Source organism: Erythrobacter sp. NE805 (assembly GCF_046452355.1).
Taxonomy (GTDB): domain Bacteria; phylum Pseudomonadota; class Alphaproteobacteria; order Sphingomonadales; family Sphingomonadaceae; genus Erythrobacter.
This window is the reverse complement of sequence record NZ_JBKFDI010000001.1, coordinates 545,949-561,906: the sequence shown is the minus strand read 5'-3', so window position 1 is coordinate 561,906 and position 15,958 is coordinate 545,949. Positions and strand designations below refer to the sequence as shown.

The window sequence follows — 15,958 nt, the reverse complement described above, 5'->3', positions numbered from 1 at the left end:
GCCCCCTTTCCGCCCGTTGGAGAGAGACACGCACATGGCCGACATCAATTCCCCCGTCGAAATCGGCGTCACCACCGGGCCGATCCGCGGCAGCCGCAAGGTCTACGTCGGCGCGCGCACCGGCAGCGGCATCCGCGTCGCGATGCGCGAGATCGACCTCGAGGGCGGCGAGCCCCCGGTGCGTGTCTACGACACCTCGGGCCCCTACACCGATCCGCAAGCGGTCATCGACATCAGCGCTGGCCTCGCCCCGCTGCGCCGCGATTGGATCCTCGCCCGCGGCGATGTCGAGGCCTATGACGGACGAGAGGTGAAGCCGGAGGACAACGGCCGCCTCGGCCCCGACCGCTCGGGCGGTGTCGCGCAGTTCCCGAACACCGTGAAGCGGCCCCTCCGGGCCAAGGCGGGGATGAACGTGACGCAAATGCACTACGCCCGCCGCGGCATCATCACCCCCGAGATGGAATATGTCGCCGAGCGCGAGAATTTGGGGCGCGAAATCGCCAGGGATCTGATCCGCGACGGCGAGAGCTGGGGCGCGGAAATCCCGGACGTCATCACCCCCGAATTCGTCAGGTCGGAGGTGGCAAGGGGCCGGGCGATCATCCCCTCCAACATCAACCACCCTGAATCCGAGCCGATGGCGATCGGGCGCAACTTCCTCGTCAAGATCAACGCCAATATCGGCAACTCCGCCGTGGCGAGCGACGTCGCGCAGGAGGTCGACAAGATGGTCTGGGCGACCCGCTGGGGCGCGGACACGATCATGGACCTCTCGACGGGCCGCAACATCCACGACACCCGCGAATGGATCATCCGCAATTCCGCCGTGCCCGTCGGCACCGTCCCCATCTACCAGGCGCTCGAAAAGGTCGGCGGCATCGCCGAGGAGCTGACCTGGGAAATCTTCCGCGACACGCTGATCGAGCAGGCCGAGCAGGGCGTCGACTACTTCACGATCCACGCCGGGGTGCGCCTCCCCTACATCCCGCTCACCGCCAAGCGCGTCACCGGGATCGTCAGCCGTGGCGGCTCGATCATGGCCAAGTGGTGCCTCGCGCACCACAAGGAGAGCTTCCTCTACGAGCACTTCGACGAGATCACCGCAATCATGAAGGCCTATGACATCGCCTATTCGCTCGGCGACGGGTTGCGCCCCGGCTCGATCCGCGACGCCAACGACGAGGCGCAATTCGCCGAGCTCTACACGCTGGGCGAACTCACCAAGCGCGCCTGGGAGCAGGACGTGCAGGTGATGATCGAAGGCCCCGGCCACGTGCCCATGCACAAGATCAAGCAGAACATGGAAAAGCAACTCGAGGCCTGCGGCGAGGCGCCGTTCTACACCTTGGGCCCGCTCGTCACCGACATCGCGCCGGGCTACGACCACATCACCAGCGGCATCGGGGCTGCACAGATCGGGTGGTACGGCACCGCGATGCTCTGCTACGTCACCCCCAAGGAGCACTTGGGCCTGCCCGACCGGGACGATGTGAAGGTGGGCGTGGTGACCTACAAGCTCGCCGCCCACGCCGCCGACCTCGCCAAGGGGCATCCCGCGGCGCAGGTGCGCGACGATGCGCTCTCCAAGGCCCGCTTCGAGTTCCGCTGGCGCGACCAGTTCAACCTCAGCCTCGACCCCGAAACCGCCGAGCAATACCACGACCAGACGCTCCCTGCGGAAGGCGCCAAGTCGGCGCATTTCTGCTCGATGTGCGGGCCGAAGTTCTGCTCGATGAAGATCACGCAGGAAGTGCGCGACTTCGCCGCGAAGCAGAACGCCGGGATCGAGACCTTCGTCGCGGGCGAGGAGGAGGCCGAGAGGGGCATGGCGGAAATGAGCGCCAGGTACCACGAGGTGGGGCGCCAGCTCTACGTGGGCGCGGGGGACCGCGAGCACGATTGAGGCCCACCCCAACCCCGATAACCGCCCCGGCGCAAGCCGGGGGCAAGCGGGAGGGGCTTTTCCGTTCCTCTCCCCTCCCGCTTGCGGGAGGGGTCGGGGGTGGGTACTCCTTCTCCATCCGAAGGGGGAGGGAACCACCATGCACCGCACCATCATCCGCGCCGCCGCGCTCGCACTCGCGCTCACCGTCGCCACCGCCGCGCAGGCCGGCGAGCCCAAGACCACCATCATGCCCGAGAACCCCGAGGCCCGCGCCTTCCAGGAGGCGGTGGGGTTCTCGGATGCGGTGGTGCATGGCGACACCATCTACCTCTCGGGCGTGGTCGCCGCCCCGCGCGAGGGCGAGACCGACCTCGGCCCCGCCTACGAACGCGCCTTCGCGCGGCTCGACGCGATCCTGAAGCGCCTCGGCGCCACGTGGGACGACGTGCTGGTGTTCGACACTTTCCACGCCGGCACCAACATGGCGAAACAGCTGGACGCACTGGTCCCGGTCAAGAACCGCTACATCAAGGCCCCCTTCCCGGCGTGGACGGCGGTGGGCGTCACCGAGCTCTACGAGCCAACTGCCGTGACCGAGATCAAGCTGACGGTGCGCAGGGTCTCCCCTGCCGGTGGCCGGCGCTGACGCCAGCGCCGAAGAGGCCTATTGATCCGCGGCGGCTTTCCCGCAATCGAGGGGAGCGCAGCAAGGGCTTGAGCCGGGAACAGGGCATGAAGGGCGCGACAGCATGATTGCCGATGGGCTGGACGGGATCGAGGCAGTGCCGCAGCAGGTCTGCGTGGTCGGGAGCGGCCCTGTCGGGCTCGCGCTCGCGACCCGGCTCGCTGCGCAGGGCGTGCCGGTGCTGCTGCTGGAATCCGGCGGCGTGGCAGCCGATCCGCAGGTGCAAGCGCTCGCGCAGGCCGAGCGCGTCGACGAAGACGTGCACGATGACCTGATGATCGCCACCGCGCGCCGGCTGGGCGGCACGTCCAACCTGTGGGGCGCCCGGTGCCTGCCCTACGATCCGATCGACTTTGCCGAGCGGCCCTGGGTGGGGGCGTCCTGGCCGATCGCCTACGACGTGATCGCGCGCTACCTGGGCGATGCGGTGGCCGCCACGGCCTCGGGCGCGCCGGTCTACCGCGAGGCGGCGTCAGGGCCCCTCGCGGGAGCCGGCCCCGATTTCGATGCGACGCCCCTCGAGCGCTGGGCGAACGTGCAGCAGGCGCAGCGGATCCATGCCGATGCCATCGCGCGCGACGCGCTGCTCCACCTGCGCACCCATGTGACGGTGACCGGCCTCGAGTTCGCGGACGGCCGCGTCGCCGCGCTCGCCATCTGCGACACGCGCTCGGGCGAGCAGCGGCGCCTGCCCGTCAACGAAGTGGTGCTGGCCGGAGGCGGGCTCGAGACGGTGCGCCTGCTGCTCGCGGCCCAGCTCGACGCACCGGGCCGTTTCGGAGGCGCCGAGGGTCCGCTCGGACGCTATTACATGGGGCATGTCACGGGCGAGATCGCGGATATCCGCTTCGAGGACCCTGCCCTTGCGAGTGCTTTCGATTTCCGCGTCGATGCGCACGGGTCTTACGTGCGTCGCCGCATCGTTCCGGCCGATGCGCTCCAGATCGAGCATCGCCTGCTCAACTGCGCCTTCTGGCCGGTCGTGCCGCAGATCGGCCATGCCGCCCACGGCAGCGCGATCCTCTCGATGATCTGGCTGGTGATGCGGATGAAGCCGGTCGCCCGGCTGCTGATCGCCGAGAAGCTGCGGCTCGCCAACCTCACCCCCGAGGATTCGCCCATTCCCCGCCACCTGCTCAACGTCATGTCAGGCCTGCCTGCGACGGCGGCCTTCGGCGTGGATTTCCTGCGCAAGCGCTATGACCGGACAACCCGCCTGCCGGGCCTCTTCATCCGCAATCCGGCAGGGCGCTACGGCCTCCAGTATCACAGCGAACAATGGCCCAACCCCGACAGCCGCGTCACCCTGTCGGGATCGCGCGACCGGCTGGGGGTGCCGTGCTTGCGCATCGACCTGCGCTTTTCGGAACGGGATGCGGATTCGATCGTCCGGACCCATGACCTGCTCGAAGCCTGGCTCGCCGAGGCAGGGTTCGCCTCGCTGCACTACCGCGTGCCCGCGGCCGAGCGCGCCGCCGCGGTGCTGGGCCAGGCCCGCCACGGGGCGCACCAGATCGGGATCGCCCGCATGGCCGCAGGGCCGCGCGAAGGGATCGTCGACGCGCAGTTGCGCAGCTTCGAGGCGCCCAATCTCTCGATAGCCTCCACGGCGGTGCTGCCGACGTCCGGCCAGGCGAACCCGACATTGACGGCGGTCGCGCTCGCGCTGCGCCTCGCCGACCGTCTGGCGGCGCCACATTCCTCGGGGCCGATCCCCGTCGCGGCCTCCTCGCCCGTGGCCGCCTGAAGCGGGCACGGCATCGCCGAAGGCGTCGGCACGCCGGCAAGCCCGGTTACCCTCCCACGTTAGCGCGCCCCCGCTCCATCTGCCGCATAGTCTCTCCATCGCATGAGGAGAGATCATCATGGCCATCAACAAGGACATGCGCGGCGACCGCCGGGACGACGGGCTGAACAACCAGACCCCCGAGCGCAATCGTGCCAACCAGCAGGCGGCGGAGAAGCCGGCGGTCGATGCCGAGCACGGGCTCGACGATCGCGGCCACATGACCGCCGCGCCGCACGAGGGCTCGACCTACCAGCCGCTGCGCGCGGGCTCGGACGAGCAGCGCCAGCAGGACAACAGCGACTATGTCATCGACCAGGGCGCCGCGTCCCGCTCGGGCGACCAGCACCCGACCAGCCGCCAGCGCGGGCCGACGCAGCATGGCGACGCGATCCGCGAGACGCAGTCGGCGCCCGGCGGGGGGAGCGTGTTCCAGCCGCTCGAGGCCGATCCGCGCCACCTCGAAGACCCCGCGGCCAAGCAGGCCGGCAACCCGGCGGGGCAGAACCAGCAGGGCCTCGATCATGGCGGGCCGGGCGAGCAGATCCGTCCGCGCCGCGCGGAGGACGACCTCGGCACCGGCTCCTACGCGGACCGCCGCGCCGACGAGCGCGCAGGGAACTACGAAGACGAACGCGGCCGCCGCAGCGACGAGGCGCCGCGCGGGCTCCCCGGCGAGCACGACCCGCGCCGACCCTGACGCGATCCCCGGCCGCGTGGGCGCAAGCCCAAGCCCCCCGAAGCGAGCCTCGCGCATCACCGGGTGAAGGCCCTCTCCCCCGGCGGGAGAGGGCCTTCTGCATTTGCCGGGGGGGCGCGGGCGGCACGCGTGCGACCCCTTTCCTACTCGGCGGCGGCCGGACACTCTCCCGCGATGACCCGCGCCCAGACCCCTTGCCCGCCCCGCAGCCCCGCCGCGCCCCGGCTCCGTGCTGTCCCCGCCACCGCCCCTTCGGACGCCCCGCCGGAGCGCGCCAAGCGGCATGACGGCTGGCCGCTCGACGTGCAGGCTGCCTTCCTGCGCGCGCTCTCCGCGACCCATTCGGTCTCGGAGGCCGCGCGTTCGGTCGGCAAGTCGCGCCAGTCGGCCTATCGTCTGCGCTCGCGGCTCAAGGGCGGGCCCTTCGACCTCGCCTGGGAAGTGGCGTTCCACCACTCCTACGACGTGCTCGCCCACACCGCGCTGGAGCGCGCCCTCAACGGCGTCGAGGTCCCGGTGTTCTACAAGGGCGAGCTGGTCCACACTTATCGCCGCTTCGACGAGCGCCTGACGGTGGCGCTGCTCGGGCGGTTCACGCAGGGCGGCAATCCCGGCTTCGGGCGACTGGGGCCGACGGCCGAGCGCCACGCGCGTGATTTCGAGAGCCTGCTCGCGAAGGTGGAGGCGGGGGAGGCGGTCGAGACCGGCGCGCGCGATGTGGACGAGCCGGGCGAGATCGAGGCGCTGCACCGCTTCGTGCCCGGCAGCGCCGCGCAGGGTGCGCGCCGCGCCGATCCCCACTGTCCGTCCGGCCTGTCGGACGAGGAAATCATGCAGCAATTACAGGGCAATGGCTGGGATGTGTGAAGCGGACAGGGTGTCCGCTTTGTCCGCTTTCCGGCCGGGCGCGGCTGCCTTTGCGGCAGGCCGATTAGGCGAACCGGCAAAGCTGTGGTATAAGTCCCGTGCTGACGTCGAAATTTGCGACGGACTTCCGACTTTGCGCCTCTCCGCTCCGGCTCCGGCCCTTCGCGGCGTTACCCAGACGACGACTTCCTTTCATCGGACGATACGACGCACTCCCTCCTCGCATGTCGCGAGGACCAGATGTTTGTTCTTGAAAGGAACATCCCATGACGACCAAGACCGGAACCGTGAAGTTCTTCAACACCGAGAAGGGCTACGGCTTCATCCAGCCCGACGACGGCTCGTCGGACAGCTTCGTCCACATCACCGCCGTGCAGGCCGCCGGGATGCACAGCCTCGATAAAGACCAGCGCGTGAGCTACGACCTCGAGCGCGGCCGCAACGGCAAGGAAAGCGCCGTGAACCTGACGGCTGCCTGATCCAGCGACTTCAGGGGGCGGGGCGCCGCGCGCGTCCCGCCCCTTTTCCAATACGCCTGCGAATCCCGCCTCCCCCCCCCCCCCTCCCGGCAGGATGTCCCCGATGGCCCAGACCTACGAATTCTACTGCGAGCGCGCCGACGCGGCCGCCGCACTTGCCGAAGAGGCGACTCTCGACAACGTCCGCGAGCGCGAGCTGCGCTCCGAGCGGACTTGGCGCGGCCTTGCCGAGCACGCCCGCAAGATCGCCGAGGAGCGCCTCAAGGCTGACGCCCAGCGCCTCGAACGCCGCGCGGCGGAAGACGCCCTTGCTGCCGAACGGCCCACCTGAACGGACTGGCAAGAGGGGCCCGCACGGCCCATATTGTCTTCGGGCAACAGGTGACTGACGGCAGAAGGAGATGAGGGCCATGAGCACCATGCACTTCCAGTTCAACACCAACAGCTCGCTGACGGGCACCCGGAACGTCGCGGCCCGGATCGAGGCGCAGGTGCGCCAGAAGCTCGCCCGCTACGAGGACCGGCTGACCCGGCTCGAGGTGCATGTCGCGGACGTCAACAGCGCCAAGCACGGTGCCGACGACAAGCACTGCACGATCGAGGCGCGCCCGCGCGGCAGCCGTCCGATCGGGGTGACCGGCAAGGCGAGCAACGTCGATGCCGCGGCGCGGATCGCGGCGAACATCATGGCCGAGCGGCTCGGGCGGATCTTCGGCAAGGCCGAGCGGCATCGCCGCGACCCCTCGCCCGAAAAGCAGATCTGACCGGCGGGCGCGGGGGCCCTAGAGCCCCTTGCGCCCGAACACCCGCGCCCTGAGGCCCCGCCCGCTGAGCCCCGGCATTCCGGGCTGGCTCGGGGTGGGGGCGCTGACCGGCGCGGGCGGCGGGCTCGGCGGATCGGGCGGCGCGGCGCCCTCGGGGCCCGCCGCGCGCACCTCGAAGCGCCCGCCGACGCCCTCGGCGAGGCGGCGCTTCTCGGCCCACTCGTTGGCGAGCGCGGCCTTCGCGTCCTGGTCCTCGGGCATGAGGCCGACCGGGAAGGCGCGATCGTCGAAGGCGTTGGCCTCGGGCACGTGCGCGGGCGCGACGAAACCGTGGGCGAGGTGCTTCAGCGGCAACAGCTCGTAGAACGGCACGTCCGCCGGCTCGGGCTCCTGGTAGCCGATATCGTCGCCGACCGCGTGGTGGAGCACCTTGTAGGAGAGGCTGCGGTCCTCAGGGCCGAAGGTGTCGCCATGCGGGATGACGTAGCCGTTCGGCATGGTCGCGAGCCTGAGGAAGGCGAACACCGTGTCGAGGTTGGCGTCCCACGGCAGCACGTTGGGCTGGACGATGATCTCGCGCCCCAGCCAGTGCCGCGCGCCGAAAGTGCGGAAACCGACGAGCTGCTCCTCGCCCGGCGCCGGGCGGGGGCCGAACAGGTAGGGGTGGATGTGCAAGGGGCCGGGCACGCCCTCCATCCCCGCGAGGTGGTCGAAGGCCTCGCCGCTCACCAGCTGGTCCGACTGGGTCCAGTGCACCGCGACCGGCATCGTGTGGTCGATCGCGACCCGCGCCGCGAGCGCGAGCACGCCGAGCCGCCGCTCGAACTCCGCGCGGGTCGCCCCGGCGCGCGCCATGCCGAGCTCGCCCATCATCTTCGCGACGCCCGGGATCGCCTCGACCCCGGCGAGCACGCCGTGCGAGACCTCGATGATCACGTGGCTCGCCGCGCGGGCGACGCGCTGGCGGATGTCGGGCGTGACGATGCCGATATAGGCCGAGCCCAGCGCGGGGGCGAGCACCTGCATCTTGGGCGGCCCGTTCATCAGCTCGAAGCTGACGTTGAGCTCCTCGCCGGGGACGAACAGGCGGTGGAGGCGGCCGGGGATCGTCTCGTTGGGGGAGAAGGTCGTCCCGCTGCGCATCGCCTCGATGCGCGTGAAGTCGCGCATCATCGCGTCGAGATCGGGCAGGGCCCGGTCGAACAGCAGCACGGCTTGCAGGCTGTTGGGGTAGAGCATGAACGCGAGCGCCTCGGGCAGGTTGGTCGCGCGAAGCCTAGCGCATCATCCTTAAGAGCCCGTTTAGGCTGTCAGCCGATTGCCGCCGCTTCGAGGATGCCATCGATTGCCTTGGCGACGCCGAAGAACCCGGCCTTGGCGAGCGGCCAGGTGGCGCGGTCGAGATCGGCGAGGAGGGTGACGACGCGGCCCTTGTCGCTGAGCGGGGCGAGGTCGGGCCACAGCGCGTCGCGGGTCCATCCGGTCGGGAGGTAGGGGAGGGCGATGCGCTCGACCCCCGCCGCCGCAAGCAGCGGGGCGAGCGGCTCGCCCGCGCGCCACTCCACCGCCGGGCAGCCGAGGTCCTGCGCCGCCTCGGCGATGCCGCCCGCGACCGCCTGCTCGGCGAAGCTGCGGGCGAGGGGCGCGACGGTACCGGGTGAGCGCACCGCGGGCCGGCTCGCGCCGATCACCAGCGCCGGGCGCGCCGGCAGGGCGAGGGGCGCGTGATGCGCGGCCTCGTCGTGGAGAAGCAGCGCGAAGGGCGCGGCGAGGTCGGCCGCCGTCGCCTGGGCGGGCAGGTCGAGCCCGCGGCGCGGGAATTCCTGCGGCTCGCTGAGCGGCGCGGCGTCTTCGTCGAGGCCCTCGGCAGCGAGCGGCCCCTCGGGCCGTCCCGCCGTGTAGCGGGCGATGTTCTCGGCCCGCGCGAGGTAGTGCTTGCCCCGGGTGTGCAGCCCCGCGACCCAGCGCCACGACAGCGTGTTCGAGGCGGCGTCGGCGTCGATCAGGTGCCGCAGGAAGAAATCCGCCCCCAGCTGCCAGTCGAGCTTCAGGGTGAAGATCCAGATGCTCGCGAACCACATCCGCGCGTGGTTGTGGAGGTAGCCGGTGGCGACCAGTTCCTTCGCCCAGACATCGAAGGCCGCGATCCCGGTGCGCCCTTCCACGGCCTCGGCATAGGCCTTGCGCAGGCCGGCATTGGCATCGAGAGCGGCGAGGGCCCCGTCGCGGCCCTTGCGATAGTCCTCCCAGATCGCGGGGCGCTGCTCGAGGTAGCCCTTGAAGTAGATGCGCCAGAACACCTCGGCGACGAATTTCTCGGACGCGCGCGGGCCGTGCTCGCGGAGCACCGCCTCGAGCACCTCGCGGGTCCCCAGCAGTCCGGCGTGGAGCCACGGCGAGAGCTGCGAGACGTTGCCGCGCCCGCCTTCGGCGGGACCGTCGTCGGCGTTGCGGGTCTCGGCGTAGCGACGGCCGGCGGCGGGGGTGAAGGCGGCGAGCCGGGCGAGGCCGGCGGCGCGGGTCGGGATGAAGTGCATGCGCGCCCAATGCCTTGGCGGGGCGCCGGTTCCGGCCTATCCTCGCGCGCCGCCCCGGCAAGGAGACCGTGCCCCATGACCCGCTCCCCCGCGATCCCGCTCCTGCTGCTCCTCGCCGCCTGCGCCCCGGCCAAGCAGCACGACGGCATCGACCCCGAGGCGAGGGCCTTCGACAAGGTCGCGCCTTCCGAGACCGTCACCATGCTCGGCACCGAGCCCTTCTGGAACCTCAGGATCGAGGGCGGCGAGGGCACCTGGAGCACGCCCGACAACCAGCCCGGCACGCGGCTCGCGCTCACCCGCTTCGCCGGGAACAATGGTCTGGGCTTTTCCGGCACGCTCGGCGGCAAGCCCTTCACCGCGACGCTCACGCCGGGGACCTGCTCGGACGGGATGAGCGACCGGCGCTTCCCCTTTGTCGCCACTATCGCTTTGGGGGGCGAGACATTCGCGGGCTGCGGCTATACCACCAGCCAGCCGTTCAGCGGCGACGAGGCGCCCTGAGACGCGCCGGGCACGAAGGGGAGAGACACGCCATGACCAGCACGGGGACCATGACCGGGGGCTGCCTGTGCGGCGCGGTGCGCTACACCTGCGCGAGCGATCCGCTGCTCTGCGTCACCTGCCACTGCAAGAACTGCCAGCGCCAGGCGGGCAGCGCGCTCTCGGTGATCGTCATGGTGCCCGAGGAGGCCGTCGCGCTCGAGGGCGAGCTCAGGACCTACAACGACACCGGCGACAGCGGCGCGACCGTCCGGCGGCAGTTCTGCCCGGACTGCGGATCGCCGGTCTTCACCCGCGTCGACAGCCCGCCGGGTATGATGTTCATCAAGGCGGGAACGCTCGACGACACGAGCATCCTCAAGCCCGCCTTCCACTGCTACGCCAAGAGCAAGCAGGACTGGGTGGACCTCGGCGAGCTGCCGAGCTTCCAGACCGTCCCCGAGGGGCTCTGAGGCCTAGAACAGCCCCGGCAGTTCGTGCTGCGCCGGTGCGGGCCGCTTCGGCTGGAGCGGCAGGCGGTCGGGCAGGTCGAGGCCGATGCGCGCCGCCTGCGGGCCCGTCAGGCCCGGCGCGGTGCTGACCGCATTGTCCTGCCCGCTCCCCGCGATCGGCGTGCAGGCGCGCCCGGCGAGGAAATCGAGCGCCGCCGCGATCGAGGCCTCGCGCGGGTCGCCGAGCGGGCGCGAGATGTCGTCCCCGGCGCGGCAGGTGTTGGGCACCACGCTGGCGAGCCCGGTGAAATAGTCGCCCTGGTTGTTGGCGTTGACCGTCTTGAAGGCCACCGCGCGCACCCGGAGGTCGCAGGCGGCAAGGTCGAAGCCGAACTGGCCGACCGGCTTGCCGAAGGAATTGGCGCCGACCAGCGCGAGATTGTTGCCGAGGTAGGGGATCAGCGAGTTGGTGACGAGCTCGCTCGCCGAGGCGCTCGCGCCGGTGGTGATGACCGCGACCTTGGTGGGGGCGATCGCGTTGGCCTCGGTGCGGAACTGGCGGGTCTCGTTCTCGCTCGACTTGGAGGGGCGCAGCACGGTCCTGCTCCACACCTGCCCGACGCGCCCCTGTCCCATCAGGTCGCCGAAGGTGTCGGCGACGCTGACGAGGCCCCCGCCATTGTAGCGCAGGTCGATGATGAGCTCGCGCACGCCTTGCGCGGAGAAGGTCGCGAAGGCGCTGCGCAGCTGGTTCGCCGCGTCGGAGACGATGAAGGTGCGCAGGTTGATGTAGCCGATCTTGCGCGCCCCGTCGGTCAGCACCAGCGCGCCGTAGCGGCTCGAGACCGGGGTGATCGAGAACTCGGTCTTGGCGACGGTCTGCTCGACGATCGCGCCGTCGGGCCGGGTGAAGCGCAGCACCCGCGCGGTCCCGGGGGTGGAGGGCCCGAGCGCATTCGCCACCGCCTGCGATCCGCCGCTCGCAAACAGGCTCGAGACGGTCTGGAGGTTGCTGGCAGTGGTGCCGATGGCGAGGATTTCGCTCCCCCGGTCGAGCCCCGCGGCAAGGCCCGGCGCGCCCTCGTAGGCCTCGACCACGAACAGCCGCCGCGCGGTGTTGTCGTAGGACAGGCGCACGCCGAACCCGGCGCTCGCGCCCGAGTTGATGAGGGCGTTCTCTTCCGCGATCGAGGTCGCGAAGGTGAAGAAGCGGTCGCGGTTCTGCGCGCGCGCCGGGGCGACGCGGGCGTCGAGATAGTCGTCGAGGTTGGTGACCGAGTTGCGGTTCACTGTCGCGAGCAGGTCGGGGAACAGGTACCATTCGTTGAGCACCTGGTCGGCGAAGTCCTGCTGTGCGCTCAGCGAGCAGGCGGCCGGCGTCGGCGTCGGCGAGGGGGTCGGCGTGCCGCCCCCGCCGCCGGTCGGCGGGGCCGAGGAGCTTCCTCCGCCTCCGCCGCAGGCGGCAAGCTGGAGGGCCAGGACGAGGCTGAGGGCGGTGCGGGCAGGCTTCATGGGAAGGAGCAACTCCGGGCAGTCGAAAGCCGGAATCGGCGGTGCGACCCGGTGCGCGAGAGATGCATGGGCACCGCGCCAAGAGCAAGACGACTGTGGCGAATTGCGCCTGGGCCCACCAGAAAGCGTGGCTTTTTTGCCCGCTTATCCGTGGTTTTCCTCAGAAACCGCCAGAATCGAGGCTACGACGTCTCGTATCGGGCATCCGAAGGGACTAGCACGAGGGCGATGAGGCGACAGAATCATGACTGATTTCCCCGGCTGGCTCGCACCCCAGGTGCCTGCGCCTGCGCGTCATCCCGGCCTTGCGATCGCGAAGCTGGGATCGGCGCAGACGCTCGCGCGTGGCGGTTTCGCGCTGACCAGCCCGGCGTTCCGCAGCGGGGAGGAGCTCGACGCGAGCTTCACCGCGGCGGAAGAGGACGCCGTCGCCCCGCCGCTCGAATGGAGCGCGCCGCCGCCGGGCTCGCAGGAGCTGGTGCTGGTGGTCGAGGATGCCTCGGCCGCGAAGACCGGCGATCCGGCGTGCCACTGGCTCGTCTGGGGCCTCGCCGGCCAGCGCGGCAAGCTGCTCGAGGGCGAGGTCCCGCCGCGCACCGGCAAGAACGCCGCCGGCAATTCCGAATGGCTGCTGCCCGACCCGCCCGAGGGCGAGACGCGCCATTACCTGTTTCAGCTGTTCGCGACCGACCTGCCGCTGGTGCTGATGCCCGGCGCGGGGCGGGCGGACCTGCTCGCATCGCTGCAAGGGTCGGTGACGGCCTGCGCCGTGCTCCATGCAACCTTCACCGGGGGCGGGGACAACGAGGATGCGGGCTGGGAAGATGACGATTTTTGATCAACCTGCCACTATGACAAGGGAGTGAATGATGGCTGGAACGACGAACGCACTGCAGAAGCCGGTGACGCTTTCGGGTGATCTCGAAGCGGTGATCGGCAAGGGCCCGATGACCCGCGCCGAGGTGACCTCGAAGGTGTGGGAATACATCAAGGCCAACGGTCTTCAGGACAAGACCGACAAGCGCCAGATCAATCCCGACGCCAAGCTCGGCGCGGTGATCGGCAAGGACCAGATCTCGATGTTCAAGATGACCGCTGCGGTCAGCAAGCACCTCAAGTAAGCCGGTCGGCGCCTTCGGGCGTCCGTCGGACAGGTTCAGCGGCGCGCGATCCGGTAGGGTCCGCGCCGCTTTTCCTTTGCCGCGCCCTTCCACGAGAGCCTGATCGCGCCCGCTGCGAGGAGCGCGTCGGTGGCGGCGTGGACCCGCTCCATCTCCGCCCGCCAGTCCCCTTGCGGCCCCACAAGGCGCCGCGCGGCCTCGCTCGGGCAGATCGTTGCCCCCTCCGCCCGCTCGGCGAGCAGCGCGAGGATCGCGTCCTCGGGAGTCATGCGGGGGCGCGGCGCAAGGGCAGGCACCCTGCGACCCACAGCGCCAGCCAGATAATCACTGGCTGTGCGAACATCCGCGGCACGTGATAGGCAAGGCCGAGCCCGCCGTCGGCGCGCGCCATGTCGAGCGCGAAGTGGTTGATGTTGGCCGGCCACACGCACAGCGCGTAGAGCGCCAGCCCCCACCCCGCGGCGCGGCGCAGCGGCAGCGAGACGCCTTGCGCAAGGCCGATGGCACCAAGGATCTCGGCCACCCCCGTCCAGAGCACCACCGCGTGCGGAGCGGGCACCCAGCCGGGCATGATCGTCAGGAACGGCGCAGGGGCCGCGAGGTGGATCACCCCGGCGGCGAAGTAGAAGGCCGCGAGCAGCCAGCGCAGCGCCGTCTTCAAGCGCGTTGACCGGTTCGGGGCTCCCACCCCGGCGGGGCGAGGGTGAAGCCGGCGAAGTCGAAGCCCGGCACCACCACGCAGGAAACGAGACTGTAGCCGTGGACCGCCGCGCCGTGGGGGCGGGCCGCCTGCCACTCGTGCGGCGCGACGAGGCCCTGGAGCTGCTGCCCCGCACCCACGTCGCTGCCCAGGATCACCGAGCGCACCGGCCCCGCCTCGCTCGCCGCGAGCCGCAGCTCGACCGGGTCGCCCGCCTGCCACAGCCACAGCTCCGCCGCGTCGACCCTGTGCCAGTGCGAGGCCTCCCCGGCGCGCAGCAGGAAGAGGATCGCGGTGCCGCCCGCGCGCCCGTCCGGCCCGGGGGGCCCGCGCCAGGTCTCGCGATACCACCCGCCCTCCGGGTGTGCGGTGAGCTGCAATTGTTCGATCAACGCGTCTGCGCTATCCATGTCGCCATCCCTGTCTGCCGATCCCCGGCGCTCTAGCTTCCGGAGCCACTCCCATGCAACGCCTTGTCCCCATCGCCCCGGCGCTCGCCGCGCTGCTTGCCGCGAACCCGCTCGCCGCGCAGAAGGCGCCGAGCCCGCCCGCCATCGACGATGCGACCGCGACTGCCACCGCCGAGGCCGCGCTCGCCGCGGCGCCGGTGTTCGACGGGCACAACGACGTCCCCAACCAGCTGCGCGACCGGGTGCAGAACCGGATCAACGCCTTCGACTTCGAGGATACGAGCCACACCGCCGACGGTCCGGACAAGCCGGCGATGCAGACCGACCTTGCGCGCCTCAGGCAGGGCAAGGTGGGCGCGCAGTTCTGGTCGGTCTATGTCCCCTTCACCGCCGACGAGCCCGCCGCCGTGCAGCAGGTGATCGAGCAGATCGACGTCACCAAGCGCCTGATCGCCCGCTATCCGCAAGCGCTGCGCTTCGCCACCACCGCCGACCAGGTCGAACGCGCGATGGCCGAGGGGCGGGTCGCCTCGCTGCTCGGCATGGAGGGCGGCCATGCGATCGGCTCCAGCCTCGCGGTGCTGCGCCAGCTCCAGGCGCTGGGCGTGCGCTACATGACGCTCACGCACAACAGCAACACGCCGTGGGCGGACGCGGCGACCGACGATCCCAAGTTCGACGGGCTCTCCGACTTTGGCAAGGATGTGGTGCGCGAGATGAACCGCCTCGGCATGCTGGTCGATCTCAGCCACGTCAGCGAGGCGACGATGATGGACGCGCTCGATGTCGCGAAGGCGCCGGTGATCTTCAGCCACTCGGGCGCGCGGGCCGTGGACGGGCACCCGAGAAACGTCCCCGATGCGGTGCTCGCGCGCCTGCCCGGGAACGGCGGGATCGTGATGGTGGTCGCCCTCCCGCGCTTCATCAGCGAGCCCGCGCGGCAATGGGCCGCCAAGCGCGCGGGCGAGGAGGCGCGGCTCAAGGGCCTGTGGCAGGGTCAGCCCGCCAAGCTCGCCGAAGGCCTCGCCGCGTGGGACAAGGCCAATCCCGAGCCCAAGGCGACGATCAGGGACATGGCCGACCACATCGACCACATCCGCAAGATCGCGGGTGTCGAGCACATCGGCATCGGCGGGGACTTCGACGGCATGCCCTCGGGCCCGCAGGGCTTCGAGGATGTGCGCGGCTATCCGCTGCTCTTCGCCGAACTCGCGCGGCGCGGCTATTCGCAGGCCGAGCTCGAGATGATCGCGAGCCGCAACGCCCTGCGCGTCCTGCGCGCGGCCGAGGCCTATGCGGCGAGCGTCGCCGACCAGCCGCCGATCGAGACGCTCATCGGCGCCCCGGCCTCCGCGCCGGCGCCGTGATCAATGGTGGTGCGCCATCGCCAGCGCGGGGATGATCCACACGAGGCTCATCGCGATCACCGCAAAGGCGAGGCTGAAGGCGAGCACATAGCGCAGGCCGGTGTTGCTCACCGCCCCGCGGGCGTGATCGTGGTGGATATGGTGGGCTCGGTTCTGGTCGGCCATTGTCGCTCTCCCGCGCATGGTTGCCGCTAGGGAAATACTTTC

20 protein-coding genes are annotated in these 15,958 nt (G+C 70.7%); 13 read left to right on the top strand and 7 right to left on the bottom strand.

Going from position 1 to position 15,958, the window contains the following annotated elements; translation table 11 throughout:
* Window positions 1-34 precede the first annotated feature (34 nt).
* The 8 genes from thiC to ACLBKU_RS02510 all read left to right on the top strand — a co-directional run bounded on the left by thiC (window position 35) and on the right by ACLBKU_RS02510 (window position 7,169).
* On the top strand, window positions 35-1,906 hold the full coding sequence (gene thiC, locus ACLBKU_RS02545) for a phosphomethylpyrimidine synthase ThiC (protein ID WP_410177965.1): 1,872 nt from the start codon (window positions 35-37) through the stop codon (window positions 1,904-1,906).
* 139 nt (window positions 1,907-2,045) lie between these two features.
* Window positions 2,046-2,534 (top strand): Rid family hydrolase, encoded by a 489-nt coding sequence (locus ACLBKU_RS02540; RefSeq protein ID WP_410177964.1) that lies wholly within the window; start codon window positions 2,046-2,048, stop codon window positions 2,532-2,534.
* Between the two features lie 103 nt (window positions 2,535-2,637).
* Window positions 2,638-4,320: a GMC oxidoreductase gene (locus ACLBKU_RS02535; protein ID WP_410177963.1), complete on the top strand. Its 1,683-nt coding sequence runs from the start codon at window positions 2,638-2,640 to the stop codon at window positions 4,318-4,320.
* Between the two features lie 118 nt (window positions 4,321-4,438).
* On the top strand, window positions 4,439-5,059 hold the full coding sequence (locus ACLBKU_RS02530) for a hypothetical protein (protein ID WP_410177962.1): 621 nt from the start codon (window positions 4,439-4,441) through the stop codon (window positions 5,057-5,059).
* A gap of 174 nt (window positions 5,060-5,233) precedes the next feature.
* Window positions 5,234-5,926 carry a hypothetical protein gene (locus tag ACLBKU_RS02525; protein WP_410177961.1) on the top strand — a complete coding sequence of 231 codons (693 nt, stop codon included), beginning with the start codon at window positions 5,234-5,236 and terminating at the stop codon, window positions 5,924-5,926.
* A gap of 266 nt (window positions 5,927-6,192) precedes the next feature.
* Window positions 6,193-6,405 carry a cold-shock protein gene (locus tag ACLBKU_RS02520; protein ID WP_410177960.1) on the top strand — a complete coding sequence of 71 codons (213 nt, stop codon included), beginning with the start codon at window positions 6,193-6,195 and terminating at the stop codon, window positions 6,403-6,405.
* Window positions 6,406-6,508: 103 nt separating this feature from the next.
* Window positions 6,509-6,736 (top strand): hypothetical protein, encoded by a 228-nt coding sequence (locus ACLBKU_RS02515; RefSeq protein WP_410177959.1) that lies wholly within the window; start codon window positions 6,509-6,511, stop codon window positions 6,734-6,736.
* A gap of 79 nt (window positions 6,737-6,815) precedes the next feature.
* On the top strand, window positions 6,816-7,169 hold the full coding sequence (locus tag ACLBKU_RS02510; RefSeq protein WP_410177958.1) for an HPF/RaiA family ribosome-associated protein: 354 nt from the start codon (window positions 6,816-6,818) through the stop codon (window positions 7,167-7,169).
* A gap of 18 nt (window positions 7,170-7,187) precedes the next feature.
* On the opposite strand, the gene ACLBKU_RS02505 is transcribed toward ACLBKU_RS02510, so the two are convergent.
* Together ACLBKU_RS02505 and ACLBKU_RS02500 are read right to left on the bottom strand one after the other, a co-directional pair.
* On the bottom strand, window positions 7,188-8,408 hold the full coding sequence (locus ACLBKU_RS02505) for a hypothetical protein (RefSeq protein WP_410177957.1): 1,221 nt from the start codon (window positions 8,406-8,408) through the stop codon (window positions 7,188-7,190).
* A gap of 71 nt (window positions 8,409-8,479) precedes the next feature.
* Window positions 8,480-9,706 carry an FAD-binding domain-containing protein gene (locus tag ACLBKU_RS02500; protein WP_410177956.1) on the bottom strand — a complete coding sequence of 409 codons (1,227 nt, stop codon included), beginning with the start codon at window positions 9,704-9,706 and terminating at the stop codon, window positions 8,480-8,482.
* Window positions 9,707-9,781: 75 nt separating this feature from the next.
* Here ACLBKU_RS02500 and ACLBKU_RS02495 point away from each other — a divergent pair, with 75 nt between their 5' ends.
* Together ACLBKU_RS02495 and ACLBKU_RS02490 are read left to right on the top strand one after the other, a co-directional pair.
* Complete coding sequence (locus ACLBKU_RS02495) at window positions 9,782-10,210, top strand: COG3650 family protein (protein WP_410177955.1); 429 nt, start codon at window positions 9,782-9,784, stop codon at window positions 10,208-10,210.
* 32 nt (window positions 10,211-10,242) lie between these two features.
* Window positions 10,243-10,662, top strand: a complete 420-nt coding sequence (locus ACLBKU_RS02490; RefSeq protein WP_410177954.1) for a GFA family protein — start codon at window positions 10,243-10,245, stop codon at window positions 10,660-10,662.
* A gap of 3 nt (window positions 10,663-10,665) precedes the next feature.
* On the opposite strand, the gene ACLBKU_RS02485 is transcribed toward ACLBKU_RS02490, so the two are convergent.
* Window positions 10,666-12,153 carry a S41 family peptidase gene (locus ACLBKU_RS02485; protein ID WP_410177953.1) on the bottom strand — a complete coding sequence of 496 codons (1,488 nt, stop codon included), beginning with the start codon at window positions 12,151-12,153 and terminating at the stop codon, window positions 10,666-10,668.
* 244 nt (window positions 12,154-12,397) lie between these two features.
* On the opposite strand from ACLBKU_RS02485, the gene ACLBKU_RS02480 reads away from it, so the two are divergent.
* Window positions 12,398-12,991 (top strand): YbhB/YbcL family Raf kinase inhibitor-like protein, encoded by a 594-nt coding sequence (locus ACLBKU_RS02480; RefSeq protein WP_410177952.1) that lies wholly within the window; start codon window positions 12,398-12,400, stop codon window positions 12,989-12,991.
* Window positions 12,992-13,022: 31 nt separating this feature from the next.
* Window positions 13,023-13,274: an SWIB/MDM2 domain-containing protein gene (locus tag ACLBKU_RS02475; protein WP_088913414.1), complete on the top strand. Its 252-nt coding sequence runs from the start codon at window positions 13,023-13,025 to the stop codon at window positions 13,272-13,274.
* Window positions 13,275-13,309: 35 nt separating this feature from the next.
* Here ACLBKU_RS02475 and ACLBKU_RS02470 read toward each other — a convergent pair whose 3' ends face one another.
* Genes ACLBKU_RS02470 through ACLBKU_RS02460 form a run of 3 tightly spaced genes read right to left on the bottom strand, consistent with a single transcriptional unit; the run spans window position 13,310 to window position 14,384 of the window.
* Window positions 13,310-13,543: a DUF3253 domain-containing protein gene (locus ACLBKU_RS02470; RefSeq protein WP_410177951.1), complete on the bottom strand. Its 234-nt coding sequence runs from the start codon at window positions 13,541-13,543 to the stop codon at window positions 13,310-13,312.
* Window positions 13,540-13,935 carry a DoxX family protein gene (locus ACLBKU_RS02465; protein ID WP_410177950.1) on the bottom strand — a complete coding sequence of 132 codons (396 nt, stop codon included), beginning with the start codon at window positions 13,933-13,935 and terminating at the stop codon, window positions 13,540-13,542. Before ACLBKU_RS02465 ends, ACLBKU_RS02470 begins: the two co-directional genes overlap by 4 nt.
* Window positions 13,932-14,384 carry a cupin domain-containing protein gene (locus tag ACLBKU_RS02460; RefSeq protein ID WP_410177949.1) on the bottom strand — a complete coding sequence of 151 codons (453 nt, stop codon included), beginning with the start codon at window positions 14,382-14,384 and terminating at the stop codon, window positions 13,932-13,934. Before ACLBKU_RS02460 ends, ACLBKU_RS02465 begins: the two co-directional genes overlap by 4 nt.
* Before the next feature lie 53 nt (window positions 14,385-14,437).
* Between ACLBKU_RS02460 and ACLBKU_RS02455 the strand changes: the two genes are divergently transcribed.
* A complete protein-coding gene (locus ACLBKU_RS02455; protein ID WP_410177948.1) occupies window positions 14,438-15,751 on the top strand; it encodes a dipeptidase in 1,314 nt (437 codons plus the stop codon).
* On the opposite strand, the gene ACLBKU_RS02450 is transcribed toward ACLBKU_RS02455, so the two are convergent.
* Window positions 15,752-15,916 carry a hypothetical protein gene (locus ACLBKU_RS02450; RefSeq protein WP_410177947.1) on the bottom strand — a complete coding sequence of 55 codons (165 nt, stop codon included), beginning with the start codon at window positions 15,914-15,916 and terminating at the stop codon, window positions 15,752-15,754.
* Window positions 15,917-15,958 lie beyond the last annotated feature (42 nt).

Excerpts from the sequence above, each read along its gene's own strand:
- thiC (WP_410177965.1), top strand. The coding sequence starts at position 35 with ATGGCCGACATCAATTCCCCCGTCGAAATCGGCGTCACCACCGGGCCG.
- ACLBKU_RS02510 (WP_410177958.1), top strand. The coding sequence starts at position 6,816 with ATGAGCACCATGCACTTCCAGTTCAACACCAACAGCTCGCTGACGGGC.
- ACLBKU_RS02540 (WP_410177964.1), top strand. The coding sequence starts at position 2,046 with ATGCACCGCACCATCATCCGCGCCGCCGCGCTCGCACTCGCGCTCACC.
- ACLBKU_RS02485 (WP_410177953.1), bottom strand. The coding sequence starts at position 12,153 with ATGAAGCCTGCCCGCACCGCCCTCAGCCTCGTCCTGGCCCTCCAGCTT.
- ACLBKU_RS02455 (WP_410177948.1), top strand. The coding sequence starts at position 14,438 with ATGCAACGCCTTGTCCCCATCGCCCCGGCGCTCGCCGCGCTGCTTGCC.
- ACLBKU_RS02535 (WP_410177963.1), top strand. The coding sequence starts at position 2,638 with ATGATTGCCGATGGGCTGGACGGGATCGAGGCAGTGCCGCAGCAGGTC.
- ACLBKU_RS02505 (WP_410177957.1), bottom strand. The coding sequence starts at position 8,408 with ATGCTCTACCCCAACAGCCTGCAAGCCGTGCTGCTGTTCGACCGGGCC.
- ACLBKU_RS02520 (WP_410177960.1), top strand. The coding sequence starts at position 6,193 with ATGACGACCAAGACCGGAACCGTGAAGTTCTTCAACACCGAGAAGGGC.
- ACLBKU_RS02500 (WP_410177956.1), bottom strand. The coding sequence starts at position 9,706 with ATGCACTTCATCCCGACCCGCGCCGCCGGCCTCGCCCGGCTCGCCGCC.
- ACLBKU_RS02450 (WP_410177947.1), bottom strand. The coding sequence starts at position 15,916 with ATGGCCGACCAGAACCGAGCCCACCATATCCACCACGATCACGCCCGC.
- ACLBKU_RS02515 (WP_410177959.1), top strand. The coding sequence starts at position 6,509 with ATGGCCCAGACCTACGAATTCTACTGCGAGCGCGCCGACGCGGCCGCC.
- ACLBKU_RS02460 (WP_410177949.1), bottom strand. The coding sequence starts at position 14,384 with ATGGATAGCGCAGACGCGTTGATCGAACAATTGCAGCTCACCGCACAC.
- ACLBKU_RS02475 (WP_088913414.1), top strand. The coding sequence starts at position 13,023 with ATGGCTGGAACGACGAACGCACTGCAGAAGCCGGTGACGCTTTCGGGT.
- ACLBKU_RS02525 (WP_410177961.1), top strand. The coding sequence starts at position 5,234 with ATGACCCGCGCCCAGACCCCTTGCCCGCCCCGCAGCCCCGCCGCGCCC.
- ACLBKU_RS02490 (WP_410177954.1), top strand. The coding sequence starts at position 10,243 with ATGACCAGCACGGGGACCATGACCGGGGGCTGCCTGTGCGGCGCGGTG.
- ACLBKU_RS02530 (WP_410177962.1), top strand. The coding sequence starts at position 4,439 with ATGGCCATCAACAAGGACATGCGCGGCGACCGCCGGGACGACGGGCTG.
- ACLBKU_RS02480 (WP_410177952.1), top strand. The coding sequence starts at position 12,398 with ATGACTGATTTCCCCGGCTGGCTCGCACCCCAGGTGCCTGCGCCTGCG.
- ACLBKU_RS02495 (WP_410177955.1), top strand. The coding sequence starts at position 9,782 with ATGACCCGCTCCCCCGCGATCCCGCTCCTGCTGCTCCTCGCCGCCTGC.
- ACLBKU_RS02470 (WP_410177951.1), bottom strand. The coding sequence starts at position 13,543 with ATGACTCCCGAGGACGCGATCCTCGCGCTGCTCGCCGAGCGGGCGGAG.